The organism is Actinomycetospora sp. NBC_00405 (assembly GCF_036044095.1).
Classification (GTDB): domain Bacteria; phylum Actinomycetota; class Actinomycetes; order Mycobacteriales; family Pseudonocardiaceae; genus Actinomycetospora; species Actinomycetospora callitridis.
In genome coordinates, this window is sequence record NZ_CP107938.1 from 450700 (window position 1) to 471644 (window position 20945).

At 73.6% G+C, this 20945-nt stretch carries 27 protein-coding genes; 20 read left to right on the top strand and 7 right to left on the bottom strand.

Features of this window, described 5'->3' with window-relative positions:
- Nucleotides 1-101: 101 nt before the first annotated feature.
- The 11 genes from OG774_RS02200 (at nt 102) to OG774_RS02250 (ending at nt 8285) form a co-directional block, all read left to right on the top strand.
- Complete coding sequence (locus tag OG774_RS02200) at nt 102-2294, top strand: molybdopterin-containing oxidoreductase family protein (RefSeq protein ID WP_328306302.1); 2193 nt, start codon at nt 102-104, stop codon at nt 2292-2294.
- Between the two features lie 25 nt (nt 2295-2319).
- A complete protein-coding gene (locus tag OG774_RS02205) occupies nt 2320-2796 on the top strand; it encodes a CBS domain-containing protein (protein ID WP_328306303.1) in 477 nt (158 codons plus the stop codon).
- Between the two features lie 74 nt (nt 2797-2870).
- Nucleotides 2871-3533: a nitrile hydratase subunit beta gene (gene nthB, locus OG774_RS02210; RefSeq protein ID WP_328306304.1), complete on the top strand. Its 663-nt coding sequence runs from the start codon at nt 2871-2873 to the stop codon at nt 3531-3533.
- The gene (nthA, locus tag OG774_RS02215) at nt 3530-4141 is read left to right on the top strand and encodes a nitrile hydratase subunit alpha (RefSeq protein ID WP_328306305.1); all 612 of its coding nucleotides are present in this window, start codon (nt 3530-3532) and stop codon (nt 4139-4141) included. The genes nthB and nthA overlap by 4 nt, the downstream gene beginning before the upstream one ends.
- Complete coding sequence (locus OG774_RS02220) at nt 4138-4518, top strand: nitrile hydratase accessory protein (RefSeq protein WP_328306306.1); 381 nt, start codon at nt 4138-4140, stop codon at nt 4516-4518. The genes nthA and OG774_RS02220 overlap by 4 nt, the downstream gene beginning before the upstream one ends.
- Nucleotides 4519-4929: 411 nt before the next feature.
- Nucleotides 4930-5133, top strand: a complete 204-nt coding sequence (locus OG774_RS02225) for a cold-shock protein (RefSeq protein WP_274191308.1) — start codon at nt 4930-4932, stop codon at nt 5131-5133.
- A 186-nt stretch (nt 5134-5319) separates the two neighbouring features.
- The gene (locus tag OG774_RS02230) at nt 5320-5604 is read left to right on the top strand and encodes a hypothetical protein (RefSeq protein ID WP_328306307.1); all 285 of its coding nucleotides are present in this window, start codon (nt 5320-5322) and stop codon (nt 5602-5604) included.
- Nucleotides 5597-5911 carry an SH3-like domain-containing protein gene (locus OG774_RS02235; protein WP_328306308.1) on the top strand — a complete coding sequence of 105 codons (315 nt, stop codon included), beginning with the start codon at nt 5597-5599 and terminating at the stop codon, nt 5909-5911. Before OG774_RS02230 ends, OG774_RS02235 begins: the two co-directional genes overlap by 8 nt.
- Nucleotides 5908-6498, top strand: a complete 591-nt coding sequence (locus OG774_RS02240; protein ID WP_328306309.1) for a nitrile hydratase subunit alpha — start codon at nt 5908-5910, stop codon at nt 6496-6498. The genes OG774_RS02235 and OG774_RS02240 overlap by 4 nt, the downstream gene beginning before the upstream one ends.
- Nucleotides 6499-6562: 64 nt before the next feature.
- The gene (locus tag OG774_RS02245) at nt 6563-7786 is read left to right on the top strand and encodes an MFS transporter (protein WP_328306310.1); all 1224 of its coding nucleotides are present in this window, start codon (nt 6563-6565) and stop codon (nt 7784-7786) included.
- 106 nt (nt 7787-7892) lie between these two features.
- The gene (locus tag OG774_RS02250; protein WP_328306311.1) at nt 7893-8285 is read left to right on the top strand and encodes a group I truncated hemoglobin; all 393 of its coding nucleotides are present in this window, start codon (nt 7893-7895) and stop codon (nt 8283-8285) included.
- Here the strand turns inward: OG774_RS02250 and OG774_RS02255 are convergent.
- Both OG774_RS02255 and OG774_RS02260 read right to left on the bottom strand, forming a co-directional pair.
- A complete protein-coding gene (locus OG774_RS02255; protein ID WP_328306312.1) occupies nt 8239-9651 on the bottom strand; it encodes an FAD-binding oxidoreductase in 1413 nt (470 codons plus the stop codon). The genes OG774_RS02250 and OG774_RS02255 overlap by 47 nt on opposite strands.
- Before the next feature lie 64 nt (nt 9652-9715).
- Nucleotides 9716-10612 carry a LysR family transcriptional regulator gene (locus OG774_RS02260; protein ID WP_328306313.1) on the bottom strand — a complete coding sequence of 299 codons (897 nt, stop codon included), beginning with the start codon at nt 10610-10612 and terminating at the stop codon, nt 9716-9718.
- A gap of 71 nt (nt 10613-10683) precedes the next feature.
- On the opposite strand from OG774_RS02260, the gene OG774_RS02265 reads away from it, so the two are divergent.
- The 3 genes from OG774_RS02265 (at nt 10684) to OG774_RS02275 (ending at nt 13482) form a co-directional block, all read left to right on the top strand.
- Entirely contained in the window at nt 10684-11856 is a 1173-nt protein-coding gene (locus tag OG774_RS02265) for a TDT family transporter (RefSeq protein WP_328306314.1), read from the top strand.
- 75 nt (nt 11857-11931) lie between these two features.
- Nucleotides 11932-12135, top strand: a complete 204-nt coding sequence (locus tag OG774_RS02270; protein WP_274195404.1) for a DUF4236 domain-containing protein — start codon at nt 11932-11934, stop codon at nt 12133-12135.
- A gap of 306 nt (nt 12136-12441) precedes the next feature.
- Nucleotides 12442-13482 carry a sensor histidine kinase gene (locus OG774_RS02275; protein ID WP_328306315.1) on the top strand — a complete coding sequence of 347 codons (1041 nt, stop codon included), beginning with the start codon at nt 12442-12444 and terminating at the stop codon, nt 13480-13482.
- On the opposite strand, the gene OG774_RS02280 is transcribed toward OG774_RS02275, so the two are convergent.
- Nucleotides 13448-13786, bottom strand: a complete 339-nt coding sequence (locus OG774_RS02280; RefSeq protein WP_274195401.1) for an MmcQ/YjbR family DNA-binding protein — start codon at nt 13784-13786, stop codon at nt 13448-13450. The genes OG774_RS02275 and OG774_RS02280 overlap by 35 nt on opposite strands.
- 48 nt (nt 13787-13834) lie before the next feature.
- Between OG774_RS02280 and OG774_RS02285 the strand changes: the two genes are divergently transcribed.
- Together OG774_RS02285 and OG774_RS02290 are read left to right on the top strand one after the other, a co-directional pair.
- Nucleotides 13835-14476 (top strand): TIGR03086 family metal-binding protein, encoded by a 642-nt coding sequence (locus OG774_RS02285; RefSeq protein WP_328306317.1) that lies wholly within the window; start codon nt 13835-13837, stop codon nt 14474-14476.
- A gap of 16 nt (nt 14477-14492) precedes the next feature.
- On the top strand, nt 14493-15290 hold the full coding sequence (locus tag OG774_RS02290; RefSeq protein ID WP_328306318.1) for an enoyl-CoA hydratase/isomerase family protein: 798 nt from the start codon (nt 14493-14495) through the stop codon (nt 15288-15290).
- Nucleotides 15291-15329: 39 nt separating this feature from the next.
- Here OG774_RS02290 and OG774_RS02295 read toward each other — a convergent pair whose 3' ends face one another.
- Nucleotides 15330-15599 (bottom strand): hypothetical protein, encoded by a 270-nt coding sequence (locus tag OG774_RS02295; protein ID WP_328306319.1) that lies wholly within the window; start codon nt 15597-15599, stop codon nt 15330-15332.
- Nucleotides 15600-15653: 54 nt separating this feature from the next.
- On the opposite strand from OG774_RS02295, the gene OG774_RS02300 reads away from it, so the two are divergent.
- Nucleotides 15654-16277: a polysaccharide deacetylase family protein gene (locus tag OG774_RS02300; RefSeq protein WP_328306320.1), complete on the top strand. Its 624-nt coding sequence runs from the start codon at nt 15654-15656 to the stop codon at nt 16275-16277.
- Nucleotides 16278-16326: 49 nt separating this feature from the next.
- Nucleotides 16327-17265: an FAD-dependent oxidoreductase gene (locus tag OG774_RS02305; RefSeq protein ID WP_328306321.1), complete on the top strand. Its 939-nt coding sequence runs from the start codon at nt 16327-16329 to the stop codon at nt 17263-17265.
- 7 nt (nt 17266-17272) lie between these two features.
- On the opposite strand, the gene OG774_RS02310 is transcribed toward OG774_RS02305, so the two are convergent.
- Nucleotides 17273-17710, bottom strand: coding sequence for a DUF5709 domain-containing protein (locus OG774_RS02310; RefSeq protein WP_328306322.1), 438 nt, complete (start codon nt 17708-17710; stop codon nt 17273-17275).
- 82 nt (nt 17711-17792) lie between these two features.
- A complete protein-coding gene (locus tag OG774_RS02315) occupies nt 17793-18206 on the bottom strand; it encodes a DUF5313 family protein (RefSeq protein ID WP_328306323.1) in 414 nt (137 codons plus the stop codon).
- A gap of 65 nt (nt 18207-18271) precedes the next feature.
- Between OG774_RS02315 and OG774_RS02320 the strand changes: the two genes are divergently transcribed.
- Entirely contained in the window at nt 18272-18733 is a 462-nt protein-coding gene (locus OG774_RS02320; RefSeq protein WP_328306324.1) for a MarR family winged helix-turn-helix transcriptional regulator, read from the top strand.
- Between the two features lie 22 nt (nt 18734-18755).
- On the opposite strand, the gene OG774_RS02325 is transcribed toward OG774_RS02320, so the two are convergent.
- Entirely contained in the window at nt 18756-19946 is a 1191-nt protein-coding gene (locus OG774_RS02325) for an acyl-CoA dehydrogenase family protein (RefSeq protein ID WP_328306325.1), read from the bottom strand.
- Between the two features lie 124 nt (nt 19947-20070).
- Between OG774_RS02325 and OG774_RS02330 the strand changes: the two genes are divergently transcribed.
- Entirely contained in the window at nt 20071-20940 is an 870-nt protein-coding gene (locus tag OG774_RS02330) for an alpha/beta fold hydrolase (RefSeq protein WP_328306326.1), read from the top strand.
- Nucleotides 20941-20945 lie beyond the last annotated feature (5 nt).

A 20945-nucleotide genomic window follows, 5' to 3' on the forward strand; every position in this document is an offset into this window, starting at 1 on the left:
GTCATGAGTGCGCAATTCCCCGCTGCGTGACTGGGACAGCGCTCGACGGGCTCCGCCCGTCCCGCAGGACCCCCGACACCGCCACGCGGAGGTACGCGATCATGACGCTCGCCCGGGACGCCGCCACCACCGGTCTCGATCTGACGATCATCCGAGGTGCCTGTCCGCACGACTGCCCGGACACCTGCGCAATGCTCTACCACGTCGAGGACGGCCGCCTCATCGACGTCAAGGGCGACCCGGAGCACCCGATGACCAGGGGTGGGCTCTGCGTCAAGCTCAAGGACTTCCCGGAGCACCACTACCAGCCGGACCGTCTGATGCACCCGATGCGGCGAGTCGGGCCCAAGGGAGCCGGCGAGTTCGAGCGCATCAGCTGGGACGAGGCGCTCGCGGAGATCCGGGAGCGCTGGACCGCGATCATCGACGAGTACGGCAGCCAGGCGATCATGCCGCACGCCTACCTCGGACATCAGGGCGTCATCAACGGCCTCACCTCCGGCGACGCGTTCTTCAACCGTCTCGGCTCGAGCGTCGCGGAGAAGACCTACTGCGAGTCGGGCTCCTCGACCGCGTGGCACATGACGGTGGGCGGCACGGGTGGCCTCGACGTGGAGTCGATGGCGCACTCGAAGTACATCATCGTCTGGGGTATGAACATGACCAGTACGAACCTCCACGGCTGGCCGTTCCTGCTCGAGGCCCGCAAGAACAACGGCGCCAAGATCGTCGTGATCGACCCGGTGCGGACGCGGACCGCCCGGCAGGCCGACTGGCACATCCGTGTCCGCCCCGGGACCGACGGCGCGCTGGCGATGGGGATGATCCACGAGATCGTCGCGCAGGGCCTGGTCGACACCGACTACGTCGATAAGTACACCGTGGGGTTCTCCGAGCTCGCCGAGCGGGCCGCGCACTACCCGCCGGAGCGGGTGGAGGAGATCACGGGCGTCCCCGCCGAGGACGTGCGGACGCTCGCCCGCGAGTACGCCACGTCCCAGCCCGCGGCGATCCGCCAGGGCGTCGCCATCGAGCGCAGCCGCGGCGGCGGCCAGGCGATCCGTGCGATCACCTCGCTGCCCGCCCTGGTCGGCGCGTGGCGTCACGTCGGCGGCGGCACGATGGAGATGCCCATCTGGGAGTTCCCGACCCTCTTCGACAAGATCTGCATGCCGGAATGGATCCCCGAAGGCACCCGGGTGATCAACGAGCTGGACCTCGGCATGGCGCTGACCGGTGAGATGGAGCTCGACCCGCCGATCAAGTCGTTGTTCGTCTACAACTCCAACCCCGTCTCCCAGGGGCCGGCGCAGGCCAAGACCATGGCCGGGCTGATGCGCGAGGACCTGTTCACGGTGGTCAGCGACCACTTCGTCAACGACACCGCGAAGTTCGCCGACCTCGTGCTGCCCGCGACGATGCAGGCCGAGCAGCTCGACATCATGGTCACCTGGGGGCACCTCTACATCTCGCTCAACCAGCCCGCGATCACACCGCCCGGCGAGTGTGTCCCGAACTCGGAGCTCTTCCGCCGGCTCGCGCGGACGATGGGCTTCACCGACGACTACTGGGACCGCACCGACGAGCAGATGCTCCGCGACTTCCATGACTGGGACGCCCCCGCCCTCGAGGGGATCACCTACGACTCGCTGAAGGAGACCGGCTGGGCGCGGCTGAACGTCGGGCTGCCCCACGAGCGCGCTCCGCACGCGGAGGGCAATTTCCCGACGCCGTCGGGCAAGTGTGAGTTCCGGTCGAGCCTCGCCGAGGGAGGCAACTTCGTGGTGCCGGTGTGGCGCTCGATGTACGAGGCGATGCAGCCCGGGGGCGAGATCGACGCCCTGCCGGACTACGTGCCGCCCTTCGAGTCGCCCGACTCCGACCCGGAGCTGGCGAAGAAGTACCCGATGAACATCGTCTCGCCCAAGCCGCACGCCTTCCTCAACAGTCAGTACGCCAATGCGGAGAGCAAGCAGCGGGCCCAGGGCGACCAGCGGGTGTGGATCCACCCCGACGACGCCGCCGAGCGCGGCATCATCGACGGGGAGATGGTCCGCGTGTTCAACGACCGCGGCAGCTTCGAGGGCCCAGCGGTGCTCGACGACGTCGTCATGACGGGCCTCGTGATGGCGAACGTCGGACACTGGCAGAACAAGGCGTCGGGCAGCACCGTCAACACGATCACGCTCGATCGTCACAACGAGCTGGGCAACGCCGGGGTCTACTCGGACAACCTGGTCGAGGTGCAGAAGATCGAGGACGACCTGACGCAGGAACCCCTCGCCGGCCTGTAGATCGTCGGCACCCAGGAGGCCTGGCATGCCCCGCACGCGCGTGAGGGTCTGCCGGAGCGACGCCGTCCCGGACGGTGCGGTCGTCGCCGACGTCATGCTCCGGCGCCCGAGGGTGTGCGCCGCGGACACCTCGGTCGCGGACGCACGTGCGATGTTCGCCGACGACCACCTCCACGCTCTGCTGGTCGTGGGGTCGGGCGTCCTCCTCGCCGTCGTGGAGCGTCCGGACCTCGAACGTGCCGACGGGCGGGCTCCGGCGCACGAGCAGGGCCGGCTCGCCGGCCGGGTTGTCGGGCCGGACGCGGACCTGGTCGCCACCTGGCGAGCGATGGTCGGCCGCCGCCGCCTCGCGGTCGTGGATCCGCAGGGCGCCCTCCTCGGTCTGCTGTGCCTCAAGCGCAGCGGTCGCGGGTTCTGCTCCCAGGCCGACGTCGACGCGCGTGCCAGGGAGCGCGGTGCCGACGGCTCGTTGCTGCCGCTCCGCGTGGCGACCGCCGGGTAGCGGCGGTACGGCATGCTCGAGATCGACATGATGGAGGGCGGCAGGCCGATCAGCTCCGAGGAGGCCCCGCGAGCATGGACTCGATCGCCGACATGGGTGGCACCCAGGGGTGGGGGCCCGCGCAGGTCCCCACCGACGAACCACCCTTCGCCGAGCCCTGGGAGGGCCGGAGCTTCGCCATCACGGTGCTGACGATGGGGCGGATCTCGGGGCGCAACCTCGACGCGTTCCGCCACGCCCTGGGCCGGCTGCACCCCGTCGACTACCTCGTCGACGGCTACTACGGCCGGTGGCTCAACGCCGCCGAGCTGATGCTCACCGACTCCCGGATCCTCGCGCCGGGGGCCGTCGACGCCCGCGCACGGCGCAACCTCGGCGAGGACGTGACGGAGCCGGCCTTCCCCGAGCCGGACCGCCCCGACTACAAGCCCACCGCGGCGGGCTCGCTGCGCGAGGTCGAACGGGCGCCGGCGTTCGCCGTCGGCGACGCGGTCGCGACCAAGGACCTGCAGCCCGAGGGCCCGACGAAGCTCCCGGCGTACGTGCGCCGGCGCTCGGGCACCGTGACGGCGGTCCGTCCCGCGCACGTGCTGCCCGACACCCACGCCGTGTTCGAGGGCGAGAACGCCCAGCACGTCTACACGGTCGGGTTCGCCTCCACGGAGCTGTGGGGCCCGGACGCCGAGCCCTTCACCCTGCACGTCGACCTGTTCGAGAGCTACCTGGAGCCGCAGTGAACGCCCCTGCAGGAGACATCTCCGACCGTCTCTCCCCGGCCCTGCGCACCGAGGCGCTCGAGCAGCTCCTCGTCGAGCGCGAGCTGATCGACCCGGCGGTGATGGACAAGTTCATCACGACCTACGAGCGGGACGTGGGCCCGCGGGGCGGCGCCAAGGTCGTCGCCCGCGCGTGGACCGACCCGGAGTACCGCGAGTGGCTGCTGCGCGACGGCACCGCCGCCATCAAGGACATGGGGTACGGCGGGCCGCAGGGCGAGCACATGGTGGTCGTCGAGCAGAGCGACGACGTCCACCACGTCGTCGTCTGCACCCTGTGCTCCTGCTACCCGTGGCCGATCCTCGGGCTGCCGCCGAGCTGGTACAAGGACCCCGCCTACCGCGCGGGGATCGTGCGCACGCCGCGCCGGGTGCTGCGCGAGATGGGGCTCGAGGTTCCCGAGGGCAAGGACATCCAGGTCTGGGACTCCAGCGCCGAGGTGCGCTACCTCGTGGTGCCCCAGCGTCCCGCCGGCACCGAGGACTGGGACGCCGAGGCCCTCGCCGGGATCGTCACGCGGGACGCGATGGTCGGGGTCGCCCTCGTCAGCGCCGTGAGCGCCCCGTGACCGCGGTGCTCGACGTCGCGGGCGCGGCGGCCCCACCGCGGTCCAACGGCGAGCTCGTCTTCGTCGAGCCCTGGGAGAGCCGGGCGTTCGGGATGGCGGTGACCCTCGCCGACGACGGCGTCTTCACCTGGGACGAGTTCCGCGACGCCCTGGTCGCCCGCATCGCGGCCTGGGAGGCCGACCACGCGCCGGGCGAGGACTTCCACTACTACCGCTGCTGGCTCGGCGCCCTCGAGGACCGGCTGGTGGCGGCGGGCACGCTGCCCGGCGCCGCGGTGGCGGAGCGCTCCGCGCTGCTCGCCGAGCGCCCTTCGGGGCACGACCACGCCGACGGCGAGGACCACGGGCACGGGCACGGGCACGGACACGGGCACTGAGGTCGCGGCGCCTCACAGGTCGACCCGGCACGATCCCGATGGCCACCACCGCCGCGGCGACCACCCGGCTGCGCCGATGACCGCGGGCCAGGCGGCGGTGTGGAACGCCGTCGCGCACGGGGTCCCCGACCGGCTCGCCGGCTTCGCCCTCGGTCGGGGTCACGGGGACGCTACTCGTGCGGAGGCCCCGTCGACTCGCGTTCAGCCCGGCGCCACCGACGACTCCGGACGGCTCTGATACGTTGATCCCGTTGCCGTCTCGTAGTCCTCGCTGTGCTCTGAGCTTCGTGGATCATGTTGACATCGACCCGCTCGCACAGCTCGCCACATTTCCGTGCCGTGTCTCGAGTGGATCGGGCAACGCTCGAGAGCGGGCGAGGCCCGCTCTGTCCGACCTGAAAAAGAGGATGCATGTCCGACGGCACAGTCAAGTGGTTCAACGCCGAAAAGGGCTTCGGTTTCATCGCCCCGGATGACGGCGGCAAGGACGTCTTCGTCCACTACTCGGCCATCGAGGGTGGCGGCTTCCGCTCCCTCGAGGAGAACCAGCGGGTGAGCTTCGAGTCGAGCCAGGGCGCCAAGGGCCCCCAGGCGGACTCGGTCCGCCCCGCCTGATCTTCCCCAGCCTTCCCGGAGACTCCTCCGGACTGGCCTGGTCGGACGCCGCCGTCAGGGTGCGCCTCCGACCTGCCGGGCTGTGATCCCGCGCCTCATACCCGCGGGATCACAGCCTTTCGGTATTTCTGGACCCCTCACATCTGTACCCCTCACATCCGGGCCCGTCTGCGGTAGGAACGGCCTGTGAGTCGCATCAACGACGTGGGCGGGATGGTCGGGTTCCCGGCCGTGATCGAGGAGCCCGACGAGCCGGCGTTCCACGCCGACTGGGAGGCGCACGTCTTCGCCCTCAACGGGGTGCTGCTGCGTCGTGGTGTCTACAACCTCGACGAGTTCCGCGACGCCATCGAGCGGATGCCGCCTGCGGAGTACCTGGCGTCCTCGTACTACGAGAAGTGGTTCCACGCGATCACCACGCTGCTCGCGGAGAAGGGGATCGCCACGCCGGAGGAACTCGCCGGTGGCTGATCGCTTCGCGCCGGGCGACCGCGTCCGGACCCGCACCGCCGACCCGCCCGGGCACACCCGGCTGCCGCGCTACGCGCGCGGGGTGTGCGGCGAGATCGTCGGCACCTGCGGGCGGCACCCGCTGGCCGACGAGCGCGCGCAGGGTCTCGCGTCGAGCCCGCGCGCCGTCTACCAGGTGCGGTTCGCCGCCGGCGACCTCTTCGGCCCCGGCGAGGACGGGCGCGACCACGCCGTCGTCGTCGAGCTGTGGGAGGACTACCTGGAGCCCGCCCACCTGCACCCCGCCGCGGAGGGACGACCGACATGAGCACCACGCACGACGACGGCCCTCTCGCCGCACGGGTCCGGCACGTGGAGACGCTGCTGGAGGAGCGCGGGTGGCTGGCGGACGGCGAGCTCGACGAGCGCATCGACGCGTTCGCCGCCGGCGGCTCCCCGGCCAACGGCGCGGCGATCGTGGCGCGGGCCTGGGTCGACCCGGGGTTCCGCGGGCGCCTGCTCGCCGACGCGAGCACCGCGATCGAGGAGCTCGGGATGTCGATGGCGGCGGGCCTGCAGGTGCAGCCGCTGGTCGCCGTCGCCAACACCGACGACGAGCACCACGTCGTCGTCTGCACGCTGTGCTCGTGCTACCCGGTGTCGCTGCTGGGGCCGTCGCCGACCTGGTACAAGAGCGAGGCCTACCGGTCGCGCGTGGTCCGTGACCCCCGCGGTGTCCTGCGCGAGTTCGGCCTCGAGCTGCCCGACGCCGTGCGCATCACCGTCTGGGACGCGAGCGCCGAGACGCGCTACATGGTGGTGCCGCGCCGTCCGGAGGGCACCGACGGCCTGTCCGAGCAGGAGCTCGCCGCACTCGTGACGCGCAAGGGGCTGATCGGCACCGCTGCTGTGTGACGCGGCTGTGTGACGCTGCTCAGCCGGCGCCACAGGCCCCGGGATTCGGTTAGCGTTGCTCACGATGCCAGAGCAGCCAGCGCAGCCGGGGACGGAGCAGCAGTCGGCGGTGCGCGTCGGGTCCGGTGCCGTCGCGATCACCACCGCGACGGTGCTGCCGATCTTCCTGCTCGGCGCGCTCTCGGTGCAGGTCGGTGCCGAGCTGGGCTTCGACCCGGCGGCGCTGGGCCTCATCGTCTCGGCGTACTTCGGGGTGTCCGCGCTGGTGTCGCTCCCGGTGGGGAAGCTGGTCGAGAAGCTCGGGTCCCGGCGCACGAGCCGGATCGCGCTGGTGGGGGCCGCGATCTCGATGCTGCTGATCGCGGCCCTCGCGCGCAGCTACGCGGCCGTCGTGGGGATCGTGCTGCTCGGGGCGTGGACCAACGTCATGGGCCAGCTCAGCACGAACCTCACGCTCGCGCGGGCGATGCCGGCCCGTCGCCTCGGGCTGTCGTTCGGGGTCAAGCAGGCGTGCGTCCCGCTGGCGACGCTGCTCGCGGGCCTGGCCGTGCCCGCCGTGGGTCTGACCGTCGGATGGCGCTGGGCGTACGTGATCGCGGCCGGGATGGCGCTCGGCGCCCTGGCCGTCGCGCCCCGCGGGTCCGGCCCGGAGGAGCGCTCGGCCGCCAGGAAGGCGGACCGCGCGACCGGGGCCCTGGCCGTGGTCGGGATCGCGGCGGGACTCGGCGCCGCGAGCTCGACCGGCCTGAGCATCTTCCTGGTGGCCTCCGCGGTCGACCAGGGCGTGGCGCCGGGCCTCGCCGGCCTCGTCCTGACCCTCGGCAGCGTCGTCGCCGTCGTGATGCGCATGCTCCACGGCTGGCTCGCGGACCGGCGCGCGGGCGGTCACGTCGCGGTGGTCGCCGGCTCCCTGCTGCTCGGCGCCGCCGGGGTGGTCCTCCTCGCGGTCCCGGGGTCGGTGGCCCTGGTCGTCGGCACCGTCCTCGGCTTCGGTCTCGGCTGGTCGTGGCCCGGTCTGCTGCAGTTCGCCGTGGTGCGCCTCAACCCCTCCGCCCCGGCGGCGGCCACCGCGATCGTGCAGGTCGGGGTCTACGCGGGCGGGTGCCTCGGTCCGGTCGGGTTCGGGCTGCTCGCCACCGGGATCTCCTTCGCGGCGGCCTGGATCGTCGCGGCCGTCGCGATGCTGATCGCCGGGATCGGGGTGCTGGTGGGGCGGCGCATGCTGCTGCGGCACCGGGACGCGGCCCGGGCCCGCGACCTACCCGCCGGGGTCCCGGCCGGCCGGTAATCGGTTGTGCACCATTGACCGGAGGACGGCCCGTCGGCCACAGTGAGCGTGATCACGCCGCCGGTCCACCACGTCACCGGCGGTCACCTCGGGGGAGGACCCGGTCATGGCGGAACAGACCCTCTTCGACCGTCTCGGCGGCGTCTACGGCATCTCCGGTGCGGTCGACGTCCTGGTCGACCGGCTCTTCGAGAACGCCGCGGTGAACGCGAACCAGGCCGTCCACGCGCACCACGGGGTGGCGGCGAACGCCCCGGGCTACAAGTTCCTCGTGACCGCGTGGTCGATCGAGGCCACGGGCGGGCCGACGTGCTACGTCGGCGAGGACATGGTCGAGGCCCACGACGACCTGGCCATCGACGAGGCGGGCTTCGACGCCGTCGCGATGGAGATCGCGGCGACCCTGAGCTTCCTGGGCGTCCCGGCGGCCGAGCACCGCGAGTTCATGGACATCATCGAGGGCTACCGCTCGCAGGTCGTGCAGGCGACGGCGGCGTGACCCCGGCGTCCTGCCGCACCGGCGGGACGTTGTGGTTGATCCGGAAGACGTTGCGCGGGTCCCAGGTCGTCTTGATCTCGACGAGGCGGTCCCAGAGGTCGGGCTCGTAGGCGGCGCGGACGTCGTCGGTGCTGACGTGGGCGCCGGCGAGGAAGTTGACGAGCGCTCCGCCGTCGCTCCACGGCGCGAGGTCGGCGAGCAGGGCCCGCTCCGCGGCGCCGTCGGAGGCCGACGGTCCGGTGGGGTGCGGGTAGGCCGTGACGTAGAGGGTGGCGACCGCCCCGCGGTGCCCGACCGCGTTCGGGACGGCGGGCGGACGCCCCAGCGCGCCGCCGAGCTGGCGCACCTCGATGACGAAGGGCGTGTCGGGCCGGGCGTGGCGCAGCAGCGCGGTGACCGTGTCGGCGTCGACACGGCGCAGCGTGAGGGAGTGGCTGTTCGTGGCCGTCGGGGTCACGGGGTCGTTGTGGATCGTCCCGAGGTCGGTGACGGGCATCGTCCGCACCGTGTCCAGGAACGGTGTGGCGGCCGCGCGGACCGGCGCGATGACCTCCTCGCACCGCGCCGGGGTGCCCGACGAGGTGACCCGGACCCAGCAGGACCACCGGCCACGAAGGGGGCCCGCGGCGGGGCGGTCGGGGAACGACACCATCGCCACCGACAGGCTGACCTCGTCGGGGGCGTCGCGGCAGGCGGCGACCACGGCGGGCAGGACCACGCCGGCGTCCTCGCCCGCGAAGAACAGCCCGCCGCCGTAGACCTCGGCGAGCTCCACGAGCCCGACCTGCATCCCGGTGACGACCCCGACGTTCCCGCCGCCCCCGCGCAGCGCCCAGAACAGGTCCGGGTGGTCCTGCGCGGTCACGCGACGCGGGACGCCGTCGGCGGTGACGACGTCGAGCCGGTGGACGTGGTCGGCGGAGAACCCCCAGCGCCGGCCGAGCACCCCGATCCCGCCCCCGAGGGTGTAGGAGACGGCGCCGACCGCCGGCGCCGAGCCCGCGAGCGGGGCCAGGCCGAACGGCGCCGCCTCGTGCAGCACGCGGCTCCAGATCGCGCCGGCGTCGACCCACGCGGTGCCGTCGGACGGGTCGACCCGGACGGCGTCGGCGCGCCGGGTGGTGATCAGCAGGGCGTCGTCGGCGGGGACGGTGATGCCGTGACCGGTCGCCTGCACGCCGACCGCGAGCCCCGCGTCCCGGGCGTACCGCACGGCCGCGATCACGTCGGCGGCCCCCGTCGCGCCGACAACGACCGCGGGGCGCTGGCTGACGGCGAGGTCGAAGCCTGCGAGCTCGTCGGCGTAGCCGTCGTCCCCGGGGTGCAGGACGGGCCCGGCGACCCGGGAGGCGAGGTCGTCGGTCATGGTCGTGATCGTAGGGAGCGCCCGGTGTCCCGGGGAACGCCCAGGCCGCACCGGCGGCTCGGTCTCAGCTCGACCCGGTCGCGATCCGCACGAGGTCCTCCGACGGGCCGGTCAGCGGGCGGCCGCGGTGCCAGACGGCGGACAGCGCGCGGTGCAGCGCCACCCCGCGGACCGGGACCGCGACGAGGGTGCCGGCGGCGAGGTCCGGGGCGACGGCCAGCGAGCTGAGCACCGCGGGCGCCACCCCGCCCGCCGCCGCGTTCTTGATCGCCGTCGTCGAGGCCAGCTCGAGGACGGGCTCGGCGAGCGGACCGATCGCCCGCTCGAGGTGCGACCGCGTCCCCGAGCCGTGCTCGCGCGCGACGAGCGGGGTGGTGGCCAGGCGGGCGGCGTCGATCCCGTGCCGGCGACGCGCCCACGGGTGGTCGGGGGAGACGACGACGGTGAGCTGGTCCCGCGCGACGACCTGGGCGTCGAGCTCGTCGGGCACGGTCGGCGCCTCGACGAAGCCGACGTCGGCGCGGTCGGCGAGCACGTCGGCGGCGACGTCGGTGGAGTTCTGCGACGACAGCGACACCGCGGTGCCGGGGTTGCGGGTCCGCAGGGCGACCAGCCAGCGGGGGAGCAGGTACTCGGCCACCGTGAGGCTCGCGGCCACCCGCAGCCGGCTCGACTGCTCGGCGCGCAGCGAGGCGATCCCGGCCTCCAGCGCCTCGGCCGCGTCGACCGCGGAGCGCGCCCACCCCGCGACGAGCGCCCCGGCCGGGGTCAGCGTGGTCCCGCGCGGGGAGCGCTCGAGCAGCGTCACGCCGAGGGCGGCCTCCAGCGAGCGGACGCGGGCGCTGACGGCCGCCTGGGAGACGCCGTGCGCCGCCGCGGCCCGGCCCATGCTGCCGCGCTCGGCGACCGAGAGCAGCAGGTCGTAGGGGCCGAGGTCGGCCACCCGGGGCGGGAGGGGCACAACCGCAGCTTATGGGTGCACGAGGTCGGGCCACCTACTCGGGGACGTCGCCCGGCACCAGCATTCCTGTCATGACGGTGATGAGCGACGAGCGACCGACGAGCCCCACGGCTGCTCTCGCAACGGCCCCCACGACGGCCCCGGTCGCTCGTCCGCGCCTCCTCCTGCGGGACCTCGAGCGACCGGGCGCGGTGGTCGCGAACCTCGGCCCGAACTGGTTCTCCAGCGTCATGGGCACCGGCGTCGTCGGCGGCGCCGCGGCCGGCCTGCCGGTGGCCGTCCCCGGTCTGCGGGTGTTCGCGACCGTCGTCTGGGGCCTCGCGTCGGTGCTGCTGGTCGCGCTCGTCGCGGCGTGGGCCGTGCACTGGCTGCGTCACCCCGCCGCGGCCCGCCGCCACGCGAGCAACCCGGTGACGGCCCAGTCCTTCGGGGCGGTCGCGATGGCCGTCATGACCGTCGGCGCCGGGACCGTGCTGCTCGGCGGCCCGGTGCTCGGGGTCGGCGCGGCGGTGGCCGCCAGCAGCGTGCTCTGGAGTGTCGGCACCGCGATCGGGCTCGTCACGGCCGTCTGGATCCCGTACCGGATGATCACCGAGCACGAGATCGGCGCCGACGGCGTGTTCGGCGGCTGGCTGATGCCGGTGGTGCCGCCCATGGTCTCGGCCGCCGACGGGGCCCTGCTCCTGCCGCACCTGGACGCGGGCACGGCCCGGACGACGCTGCTGCTGGCCTGCTACGCGATGTTCGGGATGAGCCTGCTCGCCACGCTCGCGATCCTGCCCCAGATCTGGCACAAGCTCGTCGTCCACGGCACCGGCCCGGCCGCGGCGGTGCCGACGATGTGGATCGTGCTCGGCCCGCTCGGCCAGTCGGTGACCGCCGCGAACCTGCTCGGCGGCCAGGCCGCCGGCAGCCTGCCCGAGCCCTACGCCACCGGGGCCGCGGTGCTCGGCCTGCTCTACGGCGTGCCCGTCTGGGGCTTCGCGATGCTCTGGCTCGCCCTCGCCACGGCCGTCACGATCCGCACCGCCCGCCGCGGCCTGCCGTTCTCGCTGACCTGGTGGAGCTTCACGTTCCCCGTCGGCACCTGCGTCACCGGCACCAGCGCCCTCGCCGCCCGCCTCCCGCTGCCCGCGCTCGCCGGCGCCGCGGTCGTGCTCTACGTCGTGCTCCTCGCCGCGTGGGTCGTCGTCTTCGTCCGCACCGTGCACGGCGGCCTGGTCCGCGGGCACCTGTTCGCCTGACCGGTTCGTCTCTCTGGCGGCGTTCGGGAACTCCGCCCACGGGGCAGCCGTTGTCCTGACGACGAAGGAGGCTCCATGGGATTCCGACTGCTGCCCCACGTCCACCCCCGCCACCACCTGCGGCGGACGTTCAAGCTCGGCCCGGTCCGGCTCCACGCCGGGCCCGACGGCGTCAGCTGGGGACTCGGCGCCGGACGCTGGTCCTGGAACGCGAAGAGCCGGCGCCACACCGTCGACACCCCCGGCCCTGGCTACTGGCAGAGCAAGGGCCGCCGGTAACAGCTCACATCACGGCTCACACCACAGAAGTCGTGGTTCCCGGCTCGCCGGTACCGAGCCAGCGCCGTCCCGGGCGGGCGAGCGTGCCGTCGGCGCGCAGCCCGTCGAGGGCGTCGTCGATCGTCCCCTCGTCCACGCCGGCAGTGTGCTCGGCTGGTGCGGTCGGGGGAAGGCTCTCGGGCATCCACCGCTGCGGCTGCGCCGCTCGCCGGTATCCGGGTGGAAAGCGGCGGGTGGAGGCGGTGTTCAGACTCGGGACCAGGCAGGATGTCGTCCGTCAAGGAGGCGGCGGCCGGAACGGCGAGGATGAGCGCGGACGACGAGCACGGGCGGCACCGTCAGGGCGGTGCCGACACGCTGATCCATCCTGCGCTGTTCTACGCCGACGACGAGGCCTACCTCGCCGGCACCGTCCCCTTCCTGCGCGAGGGGCTCGACGCCGGTGAGCCGGTGATGATGGCGGCGCCGCCGCACCGGCTCGACCTCGTGCACGCCGCGCTGGGCCCGCAGGCCTGCGACGTCGTCTTCCACGACATGACGGTCGCCGGCCGCAACCCCGGGCGCATCATCGCCGGCGTGCTGCGGGCGTTCGTGGACGAGCACGCCGGCCGGAACCGCGTGCGGATCATCGGCGAGCCGATCTGGGCGGGCCGCAGCCCGGCGGAGTACGCCGCGGCGGTGCAGCACGAGGCATTGATCAACGTCGCGCTGGCGGACCGCCCCGCCACCGTCCTCTGCCCGTACGACACCACCGCGCTCGCCCCGGCGGTGGTGGCCGACGCGGAACGCACGCACCCGGTCATCCTCGAGCGGGGCACCAGCTCGGCGAGCACGCACTACGCCGACCCCGCGGAGCTCGCGCAGTGGGTCAGCGGACCGCTCGCCGAGCCCGAGGAGATCGGCGAGACGCTGGTGTTCGCCGCACCGGACGGGCCGCGGGTGGTGCGCCGGGCCGTCGCCGAGCACGCGCTGCGCGCCGGGCTGGACGAGGACCGCGCCGCCGACCTGAGCCTCGCCGCCTACGAGGTCGCGGTGAACACCGTGGTGCACACCGGGCGTCCGGGCCTGCTCGCGCTGTGGACGCGCGAGCCGGGCCGGGGCGCGGAGGAGCCCGCCGCGGTGGTGTGCGAGGTACAGGACAGCGGGTGGATCCCCGACCCCCTCGTCGGGCGGCACCGCGCCGGCCCCGCCGAGGGCCGCGGGTACGGCCTGAGCCTCGCCCACCAGCTGTGCGACCTCGTGCAGATCCACAGCGATCCGTCGGACGGGACGACGGTGCGGATGACCGCGTGCCTCCCGGGCGCGCCGGACCTCAGCGCTCGCGGCGCATCAGCCAGGCGTCCGTGACCAGCTCGGTCAGCCGCGCGACGTCCACCTTCTCCAGACGCAGCATCACCAGCGGCAACCCCTCGTAGGACGGGGTCGAGAAGAACAGGTCGGGCTCGCCGAGCAGCAGCGCCTGGCGCTCGGCTTCGTCGCCGACGAACAGCACCGCGACGTCGGTGCGCAGCACCCGGCGGCCGCCGCTGCGGTCCGGGTACGACCAGACGAAGCCCCGACCCTCCACGCGGAAGTCGAAGCCGTCGCTGTCGATCTCTTCCACGCCGTCGAGCCCCAGGGCGAGTCGACGGACGTCGTGCACGTCGGCCATCGCCGGTGAGCTTCCCAGACGCGGGTCCCGGCGAGGAGGGTCGTGCCCATGCCATACCCCCACAGCGCCGACCCCCACAGCGCCGACCCCCACAGCGCCGACCCCCACAGCGCCGACCCCCACAGCACCGACCCCCGTGCACTGGTGCCCGCTGCCATCGACCGGTTCACGATCCGGGTCCGGGACGTGGATGCCGCCGGCGCCTGGGACGCGCCGACGCCCTGCTCCGAGTGGTCCGTGCGCGATCTCGTCGGCCACCTCTGCTTCGAGCACCTCTGGGCGTCGCACGTCCTGGCCGGGACGCCGATGGACGAGGTCGGTGACCGGTACGACGGCGATCTGCTCCAGGGCGACCCGGCCGGGACGTGGCGGCGCGCCGTCGCCCGGTCGCGGCCGCTGTGGATCGCCACCGAGGGGCACGCCGCGCAGGTGCACACGTCGTTCGGGTGGCTCCCGGTCGGGGAGTACGCCGAGCAGATGCTGCTCGACCTGACCGTGCACGAGTGGGACCTCGCCCGGGGGGCGGGGCTCGACGAGACGCTGGACGAGGTGGGCGTCGACCGCGCGCTGGCCTACATCCGCAGCGACCCGATCATGCTCACCGGGGCGGGGCTGTGGGGCGAGCCGGTCGCTCCCGCCGGCGACACGGCGCGCGACGAGCTGCTCGCGCTGCTCGGCCGGCGCGGGTAGGGCAGGTTCTCCGGTCATGACGACCCGCCCCGTGACGGTCGATGTCGATCCCGCAGGCCTGGCCCTCGTGACCGTCGACCACCCGCCGCTGAACCTCTACGACCAGGCCCTGCACGAGGCGTTGCGCGACGCCGTCGCCGAGCTGGAGCGCGCACGGCCCCGTGCGGCGCTGGTGCGCGCCGAGGGCAAGGTCGTCAGCGGCGGCGTCGACGTCAAGCAGATCTTCCACCCTATGGCGCAGGCCGGTGACGTCGACGCCGGCACCCGCTACTTCGACGAGCTCGTCGACCTCGGCCGGCGGATCCACCGGCTGCCGTTCCCGACGGTCTTCGCCGCGCACGGGCTGACGCTGACCTGGGCGTTCGAGGTGGCCCTGGCGTGCGACCTCATCGTCGCGAGCCCGCGCGCCTCGTTCGGGCTGATCGAGGCGACCGTGGGCCTGACCCCGGCGATGGGCGGCACGCAGCGCCTGGCCGAGCGCGCCGGCCCGGGGCGTGCGCGGTTGCTGGTGATGACCGCCGGGCGCTTCGGCGCCGAGGAGCTCGAGCGGTGGGGCGTGGTCGACCGCCTGCTGCCCGAGGACGGCTTCGACGACGCCGCCCGCGAGCTCGCGGCGTCCCTGGCCGCCGGTCCGACGAGGGCGCACGCGGCCACCAAGGAGATCCTGCGCCACCTCGCCGAGGGCGGCCTCGAGGCGGCCCACCGCGTGACGCCGGGCGCCGCGGGGCAGCTGTTCGCCACCGCCGACCTGCAGGACGCGATGGCGTCGTTCGTCGAGCAGGGCCACGGGAAGGCGACGTTCCGGGGCGAGTGAGCGGGCGGGTCCGGCGGGCGGGTCCAGCGGTCGGGCTGCTCAGCCCCGCAGCGGCTCGACGTAGCGCCCGTCGAGGTGCAGCTCGCTGCGTGCGGCGAACCCGGCGTAGGCGGACTCGACCTCGACCAGCGCCGTGCTGGTGCCGATCGGGACCTCGAAGCGCTTCGCCGTGAGCCACAACCGGCCGGTCGCGACCACCTCGGCGTTCCGGCGCACCTCGATGCCGCCGGTCCACGTGCTGTGGTCGACCTCGATCTCGAACTCCCTGCCGTCGACGTCCACCCGCCACACCCGGCTCGCTTCGCTCATACCGCCCTAGTGCCCCCGCAGGAGTTGGATCAACCCGTGGCTCCGTTCGCCCGTGTGTTCGCTCGTGCGCTCGGCCCCGTCCTGCGCGGGCGGGTGCTGTTCGTCGTCCCGACGCGGGCGCCACGGTTCGCCCTGACGATCGACGACGGACCCGACCCGTCGACGACCCCGGCCCTGCTGGACGTACTGGCCCGGCGGGGCGCCCGCGCGACGTTCTTCGTCCTCGGCGAGCGGGCCGAGCGCCACCCCGACCTCGTCGCCCGCCTCGTGGGGGAGGGCCACGAGCTCGGGAACCACACCTGGCGCGACGAGCCGAGCTGGCGCCTTCCGGAGCAGGCGTTCCGGGCGTCGCTGCGGCGTTCCCAGCGGACGCTGGAGGCGCACGCCCCGGTGCGGTGGTTCCGGCCGGGCTCCGGGTGGCCGACGGCGGAGCACCTCGCGATCACCGAGGAGGAGGGCCTGCACGCCGTGCTCGGCAGCGCGGTGGCCGTCGCCGGGGCCGGCGCCGGGACGGCGGGGACCGCGCGGTGGCTGGACGCGGTGGTCCGGCGTGGCGCCGTCGTCGTCCTGCACGAGGGGCCGGGACGCGAGCCGGTCGCCGGCACCGTCGACGCCCTGCTCGCGCGGACCGGGCGACGCGGGCTGGCGGCGGTCACGCTCTCGGAGCTGGCGCGCTGATCGGATTCGTCCAAGTCGCGCCCCGGCCGGTGACGCCATGATGTCGACCATGAGCGACGTCGTGGTGGTGGGGGCCGGGGTGATCGGCCTGTCGAGCGCGATCCGGCTGGCCGAGGCGGGTCACCGGGTGCGGGTGCTCACCGACCGGGCGGTGGAGGACACGACGTCCGTGGCGGCCGGCGCGATGCTCGGGATCAGCGGGGCCGGACCCGCCGACCCGGTGACGGCGTGGACCGAGCGCTCCACCCCGGTCTTCGAGGAGCTCGCCGAGGACCCCGCGACCGGCATCCACCGGCGCCACGGCCGGATCCACGTCGATGTCGCCGACGAGCTGCCGCCGTGGGCCCGCGTGCTCCCGGACTTCCGGGCGCTCGGCCCGGACGAGACGCGGGGCCGCGTCGGCATGGCCGTCACCCTCCCGTTCGCCGACATGCCGACCTACCTCGCCCACCTGGCGGACCGGGCCGCGCGGCTCGGGGTCGTCGTCGAGCAGCGGCACGTCGCCGACCTCACCGACCTCACCGACCTCGCCGACGCTGCGGAGCCCGGACCCGTGGTGGTGAACGCTGCGGGCAGCGGCGCCGGGGTGCTGGCCGGGGACCCGACGGTGACCGGGGTGCGCGGCGTCCACGTCGTGCTCGACGACGCCGGCATCGAGGAGTTCGAGATGGAGGTCGTCGCCGGCCCGCGCTGGACCAACGTCTTCCCGCACCCCGGTCGCGTCGTCGTGGGCGGCGCGGCCCTGCCGCCCGACGACGAGACCCCCGACGCGCAGGTGGCCGAGGAGATCCTCGCCCGCGCGATCGCCGTCGAGCCGCGCCTCGCCGGCGCCCGGGTGCTCGGCCGCGAGGTCGGGTGGCGCCCGGTGCGGCCGTCGCCGCGGGTCGAGGTCGACGACCGGGGCGTCGTCCACGCCTACGGCCACGGCGGGGTGGGCGTCACCGTGTCGTGGGGCGTGGCCGACGAGGTCGTGGGCCTGGTCGCCTGAGCGCGGGTCAGCGCTCGTCGTCCACCAGGTGGATCGCGGCCTCCTCGGCGCTCGCCCCTGCGCCGTCGACGCCGATGTCCTCGGCGAAGAAGTCCTCGCCGCCCTCGCTCAGGACGAGCCGCCCGGAGCGCTCGTCGCCGACCTCGTCGTCGCGGAGCTCGCCGTCGGTGTCGGACTCGTCGCCGAGGCCGTCGCCGTCGTCGGTGTCCTCGTCGTCGGGCACCTCGCGGCGCAGGCGGCCGGCCAGCGGCTCGCCCTCTTCCTCCTCCTCGGGAGTAACGCCCCAGGCGGTGGTGCCCCAGGGCTGCTCGTTCGGGGAGACGCCCTCGTCGAGCGGATCGTCGAGGTCGGGGTTGTCGAGGGACTCGGCCTCGTCGAGCTGCTCGAAGACGGTGTCGTCGTCGGTGTCGGGGTCGTCCCCGGCGGGGGTGTCGGGCGTGGTCACGTGCCCAGTGTGCCCGTGGCCGGTGTGCCCGTGGCTGGTGTGCCCGAGGCCGGTGTGCTCGAGGCCGATGTGTGCAGGGTCGTCAGTCGCCCGGCGGGGTCCGGTACCGGGCGGCGTAGCGCTCGGCCGCCGCGGCGTCCTTCTCGGCCGTGCGCTCGGCGCGCGTCGCGGGGCCGGTGCCCGCCGGGTAACCGGCCTTGACCAGGCGGTGCTCGGCGGTCTCGTGCAGGTAGCTGATCGAGAAGATCAGACCCATGATCGCCCCGCCGAGGGAGCACATGAGGCGCAGCCAGAGCGGACCGGGGACGAGCACGACGATCGCGATGACGAACGGGGAGATCTGCACGACCGCGCGCAGGACGTGGCGCAGCCACCACGTGCGGCAGGTGGTGTCGTGCAGCACCCACGGCGCGTACCGCGCCGGCAACGTCCCCCCGAAGGCGTACCAGAGCCACTGCAGGGGGTTCGGGCGGCGGACGGTCACATCGGTCTCCATCGTTGGTGCACCAATGGTTTGCACACCAGTATTATGACAACGAAGCGGCGACGAGGGGACGTGGGATGGGCGACACCGCTCTGGAGGAGCTCGATCCGCTGGCCCTCGAGAACCAGGTCTGCTTCGCGCTCGCGGTCGCGGCCCGCACCGTGATCTCGGTGTACCGGCCGCTGCTCGAGCCGATGAACCTCACGCACCCGCAGTACCTCGTGATGCTCGCGCTCTGGCAGGACGCGCCGCTGTCGGTGACGGAGCTCAGCCGCCGGCTCGAGCTCGACCCCGGCACGCTCTCGCCGCTGCTCAAGCGCCTCGAGGTCGCCGGCTACCTCACCCGCGAGCGTGACCCGGGCGACGAGCGCTCGCTGGCCGTGCGCCTGACCCCGGCGGGTGTCGCGCTGCGCGCGCAGGCCGAGCAGATCCCGCCGGCCATCGTCGAGCGCCTCGACATGGAGCTCCCCGAGCTGCGCGACCTGCACGGCGCGCTCACCGAGGTCATCGCCGCGGCCCGGCGCGCCCAGGCGCGCTGAGGCCGTGGGTCGCCCTCCCTGCTCAGTAGGAGCGGGGCAGGCCGAGGACGTGCTGGCCGAGGTAGGCGAGCACGAGGTTGTTGTTGACCGGGGCGACCTGGTAGAGCCGGGTCTCGCGGAACTTGCGTTCGACGTCCCAGGTGTCGACGAACCCGTAGCCGCCGTGGGTGTCCAGACAGGCGTTGGCGGCCTGCCAGCTGGCTTCGCTGGCCAGCAGCTTGGCGAGGTTGGCCTGCTCGCCGCACTTCTCGCCGGCGTCGAACAGCGCCGCGGCGCGGTAGCGCATCAGGTCCGCGGCGGTGACCTGCCCGTAGGCGCGGGCGAGCGGGAACTGCACGCCCTGGTTCGCCCCGATCGGGCGGCCGAACACCTCGCGGTCGTTGGCGTAGGTGGTGGCGCGGGCGATGAACCAGTAGCCGTCGCCGACGGCCTCGGCGGCGAGCAGGATGCGCTCGGCGTTCCACCCGTCGAGCACGTAGCGGAAGCCCTGGCCCTCCTCGCCGATCAGCGCCGACGCCGGCACGCGCATGTCGTGGTAGCGGACCTCGTTGGTGGCGTAGTTGAACATCGTGCGCACCGGGGTGACGTGCAGCGTGTCGGGCTGCTCGGCGCGGATCGCGCGCAGGTCGACCAGGAACAGGCTGATCCCGCGGGTGCGCTCGGCCGGGTCGTCGGCGCGCGGGGTGGTGCGGGCCAGCACGAGGGCGAGGTCGGACTGCTCGATGCGGCTGGTCCAGTTCTTGTGCCCGCTGATGACGTAGTCCTCGCCGTCGCGGACCGCGGTCGTGGCGATGTCGGTGGTGTTCGACCCGGCCTCGGGCTCGGTGATCGAGAACGCCTGCAGCCGCAGCGTCCCGTCCGCGATCGCCGGCAGATACGTCTGCTTCTGGGCCTCCGAACCGTGCTTGAGCAGCGCGCCCATCGTGTACATCTGGGCGTGGCACCCCGCGGAGTGCCCGCCGGAGCGGTTGATCTCCTCGAGCACGATCGAGCCCTCGGTGATCCCCAGCCCGCCCCCGCCGAACTCGGAGGGGATCAGCACGGCCAGGTACCCGGCCTCGGTCAACGCATCGACGAAGGCGTCGGGGTACTCCCGTGCGCGGTCGCGCTCGCGCCAGTAGGAGTCGGGGAACCCCGCGCAGAGCTCGCGGACCTCCCCGCGCAGTCGCTCCTGCTCGGGGGTCGTGACGATCGTGGTCGCGCCGTCCGTCATGGCGCACACTCCATCACCGCGTCCGACCGGGTGCTCGACGACGGCTCCTTGACAACCTCGTGGTTGATCGCAAAACTAGAACTGTTTGGTTCGATATCCGTACTTCACTCCGGGGGAGCAGGCCGTGACCGAGACGAAGGTCCTTTCCGTGGACGGCGCCGAGATCGCCTACGACGTCTACGGCCCGCTGCCGCCGGCCGACGGGCACCCGGTGCTGCTCATGATCGGCCAGCCGATGGACGCGAGCGGCTTCCACGCTCTCGCGGCGCGCTTCGAGGACCGCACCGTCGTCGCCTACGACCCCCGCGGCCTCGGGCGCAGCACCCGCAGCGACGGTCGGACCGACAACACGCCCCACACGCAGGCGGAAGACCTCCACGCCCTGATCGCCGAGCTCGGCGCCGGGCCGGTGGACGTGTTCGGGAGCAGCGGGGGAGCGGTGACCGGCCTGCAGCTCGTCACCGCCCACCCCGAGGACGTCGTGACCCTCGTCGCCCACGAGCCGCCGATCAACGGCGTGCTGCCCGACGCGGAGGCCGCGGACCGGGCGAGTCGGCAGTTCCGCGACGCCTACCAGGCCAAGGGCTGGGGCCACGGCATGGCGGGCTTCATGGCCCTCGGGTCGTGGCAGGGCGAGTTCACCGAGGAGTACTACGCCCAGCCGACACCCGACCCCGCCATGTTCGGCATGCCGACCGAGGACGACGGCTCGCGCGACGACCCGCTGCTCTCGGAGCGCTCCACGGCCGTCATCGAGTACGTCCTCGACGTCGACGCGCTGACCTCGGGTCCGGCGCGCGTCGTCCTCGCGGTGGGCGAGGAGTCCGGCGACACCTACACCGCCCGCACAGGCCGTGCCGCAGCCGCGGCGCTCGGCCAGGAGGCCACGGTCTTCCCGAGCCACCACGGCGGCTTCCTCGACGGCGAGTTCGGCTGGCCGGGCAAGCCCGACGAGTTCGCCGTCGTGCTCCGGGAGGTGCTCGACGGGGCGTGAGCCGC